The organism is Bacteroides sp. AF25-5LB (genome assembly GCF_003602965.1).
Classification (GTDB): Bacteria; Bacteroidota; Bacteroidia; order Bacteroidales; family Bacteroidaceae; genus Bacteroides; species Bacteroides uniformis.
Genome location: NZ_QTMC01000032.1, coordinates 1 through 10030 on the forward strand (window position 1 = coordinate 1; position 10030 = coordinate 10030).

The window sequence follows — 10030 nt, forward strand, 5'->3', positions numbered from 1 at the left end:
ACCAGAGTTTTCGCGGAACTATATTATGCCTATATTGTTGATAATAAGCAATATAAAATAAATAAAAAGAGCTCCTGAAATAAAGTAATCCTCTAGAGAAGATACTCTATACATATCCACTGTAAATGACAATCTACTTATATGATACTATTTGTAATGGTAATATGCTGATTTGAAGGTTTTTAATTCTGTACTGATGTGCTATAATCATAACGTCAGGATCTTTTTTCTCAAAAACTAGAAGGGCTTTGTCAATATCTATCATTTAGTTGCTTTTTGTCAATTATTTACTCGTGTTGTTTATTCCATCTATGAGAATGTAACCCCTTATGTAAAATACTATTGAATTTATAATGGTTACATAAATACTATCCTACCTATTTATCCATTTTATGCATAGAACACTATGTAATTGTCTCTATCTTATAAATGGAGATTATTCCAAATACAAAGTAATTGGAGTAAAGAATTCTATAGCTATGAAAAACTACTGTTTGGAGCATGTCAAAAACGTAATGAGGAAGTCTTCTTGTAAGAGAATATAGTCTACATAGAATAACGAAGACTGAGTGGATATATTTTTATAATTCAGGGGAATAAAGAATGTACTTTTGTAATCCGCGCTGACTCCCGTGTCGTGCAGACAATTCAGGTTTGCTGTTTATTGAAGAGAGGATATTTCTATCGTTTCAGTTCTTCTCCATAAAGTCTATGCAGTATGATACGTGCCGGTATACTTTTAATCTCTCCATTGGCATCACTTTGGAAGACGAGGAAGAAATAACCGTTAATCCCCGGCAGCGAATTTCTATACGTCCTATTTGGAAATGGTTGTTGCAGAAATAAAGTGGAAAAGATAGAATAACAAAAGCCGCTTACTTCACAGTGAACGGCTTTTAAAACACTTTATTTAGAAAACACCCTATCAAATAGAGATGTTTTGAAAGTTCATAAATCAGATATACTCCTTCTTACAGACTTATTTATAAGCAGGATTCTGATCATTATTTGTCAGTTCTCCATTAGCATCAATCTCTGCTTGCGGAATAGGTAATTCAAATCTATCAGAGCCAGCAGGAAGGTCTAATTGACTAGTCCACAAATCGTGTCCGTCAACTCCAGTTCTTGTCAATGCCAAACCTCTACGTTTCATGTCGAATAGGCGATGTCCCTCTGCAAATAATTCACGCCTTCTTTCTTGTTGTATCTCATCTGCTAAACCGGCATCCGTTCCACTATATTTATCCAATCCACGAGCTATCCGAACAACATTTAATGCTTCTTTAGCCACATCATAATGCTGTTTGTCAGCAGCTAATTCAGCAATAATAAGATACATCTCAGAACCACGCAGCATATTGAAAGAGCCTTGTCCCATTTCATTGTTACGACTATGAATCTTTGTTGTCAAGTATCCTGTTTCACTGATATAATCGTTTGTTTCAGAATCTTTCGGGAACTGAGTTTTGCGTATATCTTTATCTTCCATTAGATTAATCAAAGCCTTTGAAACTCGTAATGAGCTATAACCAATAACAGCATCTTCATAATCATCTCCACACAAATACCAGAAAGAGGGTAATGAAAGATAGAATTGATTATCATCAGTTGGACATTCGAAAGCCCAAAGTGTTTCTGAGTTAACTTCACAGAAATCAGCTGTGTAAACTGCCGTATTCATCAAATTAACACCTTTCAATGCAGCATTGGCATGTTTGATGCCATTTGTTTCATCACCTAAATCCAAATACAAACGTGCAAGAATTCCATGAGCAGCATTCGCACCGATATATGCCTTAGATGAAGAAGAATGCTGGTCCAACAATCCACATGCTTTTTCCATGTCAACGACAAGCTGATTATACACATCTTTTACCGTAGCACGAGGAAGGTCTTCTGTTCCAGAAGAAATACGTAAAATTATGCTCGGATTATCCGGGTACTTGTTTACAGGTTTGGCATACATTCTTACTAAGAAATGATAAGTATAAGCTCTTAGAGATAGCGCTTCACCTTCAATTCTGTTACGCTCTGCACTTTCTGCCAGGTTTCCGATATTATCCAAAATGGCATTCGTATTATCTATGATACTGTAACATCCCTTCCACGGGTCATCAGTATAGGTACTTCCTGGAGAAACTGTATATTGATAAGGAGACACAAAACGTCCATAATTGTAGTTGGGGTCAGGTGTCACCAATGCGTCATCTCCCATAATGTCAGGCAAGAAGAAAATATATTGGTTGGTCATATGAGCCAACCAGCCATTGGTCAACCAGTCATAAGCACCGGTCAACACTTGCTGCGCACCGTCTATCGTAGTAAAGGTGTTAGAATCGGACATTTGGTCCGAAGAAGTAGTATCCAAAAAATCATCACCGCAATTTGCCAAGCTAAGACCTATTGCAAGTGCTATTATAGTTTGCTTTATTCTATTCATCGTAATCTCAATTTTAAATTAGAAACCAATATTTATACCAAATAAGATTGTACGAGGCAATGGAACCGTACCTGCACCGTCCAATACTCCGGTTACACCTCCCAATTCCACATCGTAACCTTTGAAACTACCATCCAAGTTCCATACACAGATATTCTCCAGACTTCCAAAGAAACGTACTGTCTCCAACTGTATCTTCTGTGTCCATTTTTTTGGTAGAGTATAACCTAAGTTGATATTTTTAAATTTAATGAAATCTGCATCGTGCAAATAGCGGCTTGATGTAGAATGAGAACTTGAAGTGTTATTGGGCAAGAATGCAGGATTCGGAGCGTTTGGATTCTCTTTTGTCCAATAATTCGCTTGATCTTTGATGGCTTGATAACCGTTGTTGTTACCATCATTCAGCAAATTGGCTTCGTACGCATCATATATCTTTCCTCCAAAACTATAAGTAAAGAGGAATGAAAGGTCTAATCCTTTAAATGTAAATGTGTTATTCAAACCTCCAAATACATTGGGAAGTGCAGAACCAAGTTTGTATTTGTCTGCAGTAGAGTAAGTTGAAGTGGTAGTTCTTTCACCTGTCGGATTACCTTTATCATCTTTTACGTCTTTATACCAAAGTGGAGCACCGGTTTCTTTATCTACTCCGGCCCATTCTTGCATGTAAAATTCATAAAGGCTGTAGCCTACCGTACGAACTTTTGTACCAACAACTTCCTGTTCTTCGGGATAAGAAGTGATTTCATTCTTGTTAAAAGAGATATTGAAGTCGGTTCCCCAATTAAAGTCTCCGGCTTGAATATTCAGGGAATGCAAATCTACTTCTATACCAGAGTTGCGCATACCACCCAAATTAGACATAATTATGTCCAACCCCGTAGAACCGGCTAAAGGTTTTTCCAATAACAGTTCATCAGAGTTTTTGATATAATAGTCAATGGATCCATGCAGGCGACTGTTAAGTACTGCAAAATCCAACCCCACATTGAAGTTTTTGGATTTTTCCCATGACAAATCAGGATTTGCTAATTGAGAATGTCTGAAGCCAGACTCTCCGTTATAATTGGCTCCACCTTCATAGAAGGCTTGATAACCATATAAGTAATCAGATGTTTTGTTACCTGAAGTACCATAGCTGGCACGCAGTTTCAAGTCATCGAGCCAAGTAATATCTTTCATGAAGTTTTCTTCGCTGATACGCCAATTTAATCCGACACTCCAAAATGTACCATAACGATGTCCCGGTGCAAAACGTGAAGAACCATCGGAGCGGATACTGAATGAGGCAAAATATTTATTCTGATAATCATAATTTAATCGACCAAAATAAGAAAGCATGCGCTCTTTATCTGTTACAGAACCTACTTCTTGCGGAGTAGCAGCTACATTCAGCTCTGTCAAACCACCAATTGGAAATTTTGTTCCTTGTGCATAAGTGCGCTTGTACTCTTTATTATAGATTTCATAACCAGCCAATACCGAGAAGTGATGGTCTTCCTTTATGTTGAAATTATAATTTAATGTACTGGTCAATCCAAAAGTATTGTTCCAAATGGCATATTTGTACAAGCGTCCTTGTGCAGCTTTACCATTACCATGCTCCGCATTATACCATTGCGTTTCATCCAAATTGATATAATCATATGAAAGACTTGTTTTCCAATGAACTCCATAAAAGTTGAAATCCACGTAGGGATTTACCAAAACACGGTATGTGTTAGTTGCATATTTGTCAGTTTGTGCAAATGATATAACATTCATATCCTGAAATATGGGATTCTTGAAGTTATAAAGAGGTTTGCCATTCTCATCATATTGCATTTGGAAATTTTCATCCAAATCATATACTGGAACAGCATTGGGTAGGAAAATACCATTAGTCAAAGGACTAGCACCGCCACCTCCACCTACAGGAGTGTTTTGTTTTGCCAAAGAGAAAGTGGAATTGATACCCATACTGAACCAAGGTTTAATTTCTGTTGAGACATTTGCACGACCTGAATATCGTTCAAAATCCGAACCAATCACAATACCCTCTTGATTCATATATCCCATAGAAATGAAGTATTTTGATTTCTCGTTTCCTCCATTTACACTGATATCGTATTCTTGTGACATCCCGGTTCTGAAGACTTCATCCAACCAATCGGTATCAATCATCAATTGAGCGCCAGATGTCAAGTCGCCAGAAGCATCCAGAGGGTTAGCAACATTATATGGATTTCGCCCATACATGCTTTGTGTGGATTTGTTGGCTGCAGCAGAAGCTTCTTCTGAGGACATGCCTTTAGCAATATTATTATTATAGAAGCCTCCATAATACAGAGCATAATGTTCGGAGGCATTCATCAAATTATAACCACCAGAAGGGAGTTTGGAAGATGACATTTGAGCTTTAAAGCTAACCTTGGCTTGTCCTTTTTTACCCTGCTTCGTTGTAATCAGAATAACACCATTGGCCGCACGTGATCCGTACAGAGAAGCAGCAGAAGCATCTTTTAAGATGGTAATAGACTCAATATCATTCGGATTTAAGTTTGAAAGTGGATTTGCACTTGTCCCATATTTACTGGTATTTGCAACTTCACTTAAGTTTGCAGCTTCAATAGCAACTCCATCTATAACATAAAGTGGGGTACTTGAGGCAGACATAGACCCGATACCACGAATACGTACCTGTGTAGACGAACCCGGTTGACCGGAGACACTTGCGATCTGCAGTCCAGGAGACAATCCTTGTAATGCTTTCTCAAATGAAGTAACTGGAAGCTTTTCCATATCACTGGATTTGATAGTAGCAACAGAACCTGTTAGTGAGTTCTTCTTTGCAGTACCATAAGCTATGACTGTTACTTCATCAAGAATTTCACTGTCGGACTTTAAGATGACTCTTAAAGAAGGTGCGACAGCCACCTCTTGCGTTTGCATACCAACATACGAAATTAGCAGAGTTTTCGCGGAACTACAATATATGTATATTGCTGAAAATTAATAATTTACAATCATTATAAAACAAGGCTTACTCTATTATATATTCTATATAAAGGTATATGGCGAAGGGAGGTAAGTGGTTTGAAGTACCCATTTCATACCATTTTGAATAATTAAAAGCTGATAATAAGCACGTTATTATTAAATTTCATTCTACCCTTTTAATTTGTGATGTACTAATTAACCCAACAAATGTTTTTTATTCAAGAATAACGATAAATTATATAGAGGAATTTATCTTGAAATATAGATTTTATCCATAAAAGTCCCAAAATTCTTTTTTGTTGAGAAATATTTAGTTTACATATATTATTTATAATGTATGAATGTGGAATATACATAGAAATATTCAATTATAATTGAAATATTTTATATCTTTGCATATAAACTAAATCATGTTTGAATATGAAAAATTATATCTCCCGTCCTTTATACATAAAGAGAATTGAACCGTTTATTGATAAAAGTATAATAAAAGTAATAACCGGCCAACGTAGGATAGGTAAAAGCTACATTCTTTTACAGATATCAGATATCATAAAGAAAAACATACCGGAAGCCAATATCATTTTTGTAGATAAAGAGCAACTTGCCTTCACGGAAATTAGGAACTACATGGATCTTTATCAATATGTTTTAAAGAAGGTTACTGGGCATAATCATAACTATCTTTTTGTAGATGAAATCCAAGAGATTGAAGAATTCCAATTGTGTCTGCGGAGTTTATTGAACGAAAATAAATGTGATATCTATTGCACCGGAAGTAATGCTAAAATGCTGTCCAGTGAACTTGCTACTCAATTGGCAGGAAGATATATAGAATTTCCCATTCACTCACTTAGCTATGGGGAATTCTTAACTTTCAATCAACGCCAAGACTCCACCGAAAGTCTAAAACTCTATCTTACATTCGGAGGTATGCCATACATTCATAATCTAACAATGGACAAGAATGTCATATTCGAGTATTTGAGAAACGTTTATTCTACTATCCTACTAAAAGATGTGGTTGCACGTGAATCAATCCGGAATGTATCTTTTTTAGAGAATCTCGTAGCTTATCTGATAGATAATACCGGCTCTCTTTTTTCTGCCCAGAATATTAGTAAATATTTAAAGTCGCAACACGTCAACATTCCCACGCAGACAATTCTGAACTATCTAAAGGCACTGTGCAATAGTTTCTTTATTTACAAAATTCAACGAGCTGAAATCCGAGGGATGAAAATCTTTGAGATTGGTGAGAAATATTATTTTGAAGATTTGGGATTACATAATTCCATACAGCATTTTGATTTTCGAAAAGACATCAACAAGTTAATGGAAAATGTTGTATGCATTGATTTATTAAGATATGGATATGAAGTATATGTCGGAAAGAGTGGCAATAAGGAAATTGATTTCATTGCTTCCAAGGACGACCATAAAGTCTATATCCAAGTAGCATATATGCTTCCCGATGATGCAACTGTTAGGCGAGAATTTGGCAATCTTTTGGAAATAGCAGACAATTACCCCAAATATGTAGTTACAATGGATGAAATGCAAAGCGGGGGAAATTACAAAGGAATTAAACAAATTTCACTGCGAAACTTTTTGTTGGCAGAGGATAAAGAAAGATTGTAAATCTATAATTTAATTTCCAATATGAGAAGAGTAAATCAACAGATTTCCTCTGACAGATTATATGAAACAAAGTTGGAGAATCGATACAAAAGCATTGTGATATTTGCATTATAATAAGATTATAATTTTTTTTGTATAAAGCATTCACTTTATGGAGAAGAATACCCTTTCATAACCAATGGATATATATCCGCTGAATATTTTTGTGACCGTGTAGCTGAAACCGGAACATTAACCCGTTATATCACAAATGGTAACAATGTAGCTTTAATATCTTCTCGTCGTTTAGGAAAGACGGGCTTAATAGAACATTGTTTTCATCAAAAGACATATCGAAAAGGAATATTATATTTTCTTGATTGATATATATGCGACTAAGAATCTTCAAGAGTTTGTTTTTGAGCTTGGCAAAGGAATTATGAATGGTCTGAAACCACGAGGTAGAAAAGCGTGGGATTTGTTTTTAAGTTGCTTGTCATCGCTTCGGGCGGGAATTTCATTTGATTTTGCAGGAAATCCCGGTTGGAATTTGGAGATGGGAGATATAAAAACTCCTTCTATTACTTTGGATGAAATTTTTTATTATTTGGAGAAGGCCGACAAGCCCTGCCTGGTGGCTATTGACGAATTTCAAGCTATTGCCAAATATCCGGGAAAAAATATTGAAGCTGTATTGCGTACCCATATTCAGCATTGCGCAAATGCAAGATTTATTTATGCAGGTTCCCAACGGCATATGATGGGCGAAATATTCACAAGTCCAGCACGCCCTTTCTATCAAAGTACAGCCATCATGGAATTACATCCAATAGACATAGGAACTTACACAAAGTTTATTAGGAAACATTTCCTCATAGCCAATAAAGACATTACAGAAGAAACTGTTCAGAACGTATATGAACGTTTTGAGGGCATTACATGGTATATTCAATTCATCTCCAACTCATTGTATGCAATGACAGCTACAGGTGAAATTTGTACGGCAGACAAAGTGAGCATAGCGATCGAAAACATTTTGTCTCAGTTGAATTTTACTTATTCCTCTCTTCTTTATCAACTTCCTCCCAAACAAAAGGAGGTATTGTTTGCCATTTGCAAAGAAGGAAAAGCAAGGGAAATAACTTCTTCCAGATTCTTGAAAACCTATAAATTGACAGCCAGCTCAGTACAAGGAGCTATAAAAGGATTGTTGGACAAGGATTTTGTTACTTGTGAACTTGGAGAATACAAGGTTTACGATAAATTCTTTGAAATATGGTTATTGAAGCAGTCTAAATAAGATTGATATGTCAGTGCATCTGCAATGATTTGTGTTGCCCTCTTTATACAACAAGAACCAGATTTCGTTATATTAAAAAAGGAGAGTATTCTAAATTTAGATACTCTCCCTCTTTTATTCATCTGATTTGCACAATCTAATGTGGCACTTTATCATTTCTGCAAATTGGGATTATTCGTTACTTCACGCTCTGGAATTTCAAAGATCAATCTGGAGTCATCGTATGAGATCGTTTCACCAGTCAATGCGTAGTTGTTGTCACCACGTACCATTGATTTGTGGAAACGTTTCAAGGTAAGTAAACCTCGTCCTTCGGCCCACATTTCTACACGCCAGTTGTAGTATATGTTTTCCAGTAATTGATCAGCATTCATATTGTCCACTTCTGCAGCCGTGGCCTGATCCCGCTGTTCTAATAGAGCCTTCAATGCTGCTTTTGCCTCGGGCAGATGATTTGCCCGTGCATTGGCTTCAGCATTTATCAGGTACATCTCTTCAACTCGCATGTAAACAATATCATTTGTCCATGTACGGTCTCCCATTGCTTTTCTTCCGGCATCATAAAATTTATACCAGCTAATCAATACAGACGGATGAAACCACTGTTTACGAGTATCTGTTTCAGGTATTTCATTATACAGATTATGGTCTATCATTTTATAATCACCTGCAGAACAGTAGCTATAAGTGAAATAATCTACCTGTCCCCAGAATGTGGGCAAACCTCCGGTGTTATCTTTGGTAATATCAAATGCCCACATCCATGAACCGATATTGATACTCCGGAATCCAGATTCGATAATTTCAGTTTCACTCATCAAAGGATATCCTGAGTTATTGATAATATCGGAAGTTAATGCAGCAGCATTCTCATATTCACCTTTGGTCAAATAAACATAGGCAAGTATTCCTTTAGCTGTCCATTGGTCGATTTGGTCCTTAGTGCCGTTGGGACGACCAATACCTGCTGCTTCCAACTCTTCCAAAATATTTATTGATTCCTTCAAGTCGATAATAACCCGTTCATACACTTCCTCCACTGTGGAGAGTCCTAATGTCTCTGCTGTGGTTTGAGAACGGTAAAGAGGTATGGCCTTAGCATTTTTATCAATATCGTAAGGTTTTGCATATAAATTCACCAAATTGAAATACGAATGAGCCCTCAAAGCTTTTGCTTGTGCATAATAATTTTGGTTATCCTCATTAGCCGGTACACTTTCATCTCCTCCTACAGTGTCAAATATTTCATTGCAGGCCTTGATGATGCGGTAATAATACCTCCACAGCATGTAGGTTCTGTTTTTTGTGGTAGTATTACACTGCAATCTAGCTGCATCGCTAAACCAGCCGTAGGTTTCTCCGCTCATTGCCAGATCCCCACTCATTAAATCTGTGGCAATATCAATGGATTTTTGTCCGAAATCGTCGTGATTCGTTGTACCGCCTGTCTGCCAGGCAAATGTTGTGGAATACGTACCTAATGCCTGACCTAACATGATATTAGGATTCCACACTGCATTTTCTTTTATCTGGTCAGATGAAATATATCCATTTGGATCTTCCTCCAGAAAAGATTCTTTACAGCCAGAAAGCACCAAGGCTACTAATGCAGAACAAGCTGCTATTTTATATATCCTCAAATCCGCAACTAAGCTCTTCAGCGTCCTTCTTGCGTCTAAACGTCCTCT

The 10030-nt window shown here is 36.7% G+C and carries 4 protein-coding genes and 1 pseudogene; 2 read left to right on the forward strand and 3 right to left on the reverse strand.

Annotation, left to right across the window (positions count from 1 at the left end; all coding sequences use genetic code 11):
• Nucleotides 1-979: 979 nt before the first annotated feature.
• Nucleotides 980-2440: a RagB/SusD family nutrient uptake outer membrane protein gene (locus DWY57_RS20395; protein WP_016274185.1), complete on the reverse strand. Its 1461-nt coding sequence runs from the start codon at nt 2438-2440 to the stop codon at nt 980-982.
• A gap of 18 nt (nt 2441-2458) precedes the next feature.
• Entirely contained in the window at nt 2459-5425 is a 2967-nt protein-coding gene (locus DWY57_RS20400) for a TonB-dependent receptor (protein WP_347812500.1), read from the reverse strand.
• 417 nt (nt 5426-5842) lie between these two features.
• On the opposite strand from DWY57_RS20400, the gene DWY57_RS20405 reads away from it, so the two are divergent.
• A complete protein-coding gene (locus DWY57_RS20405) occupies nt 5843-7063 on the forward strand; it encodes an ATP-binding protein (RefSeq protein ID WP_119962347.1) in 1221 nt (406 codons plus the stop codon).
• A 135-nt stretch (nt 7064-7198) separates the two neighbouring features.
• Nucleotides 7199-8342: pseudogene (locus DWY57_RS20410) on the forward strand (ATPase).
• 152 nt (nt 8343-8494) lie between these two features.
• On the opposite strand, the gene DWY57_RS20415 reads toward DWY57_RS20410, so the two are convergent.
• A partial coding sequence (locus DWY57_RS20415) for a RagB/SusD family nutrient uptake outer membrane protein (protein ID WP_347812499.1) occupies nt 8495-10030 on the reverse strand: 1536 nt, incomplete at its 5' end.

Bases quoted from the DNA above. Each gene is read 5' to 3' on its own strand.
- DWY57_RS20395 (WP_016274185.1), bottom strand. From the start codon at position 2,440: ATGAATAGAATAAAGCAAACTATAATAGCACTTGCAATAGGTCTTAGC.
- DWY57_RS20405 (WP_119962347.1), top strand. From the start codon at position 5,843: ATGAAAAATTATATCTCCCGTCCTTTATACATAAAGAGAATTGAACCG.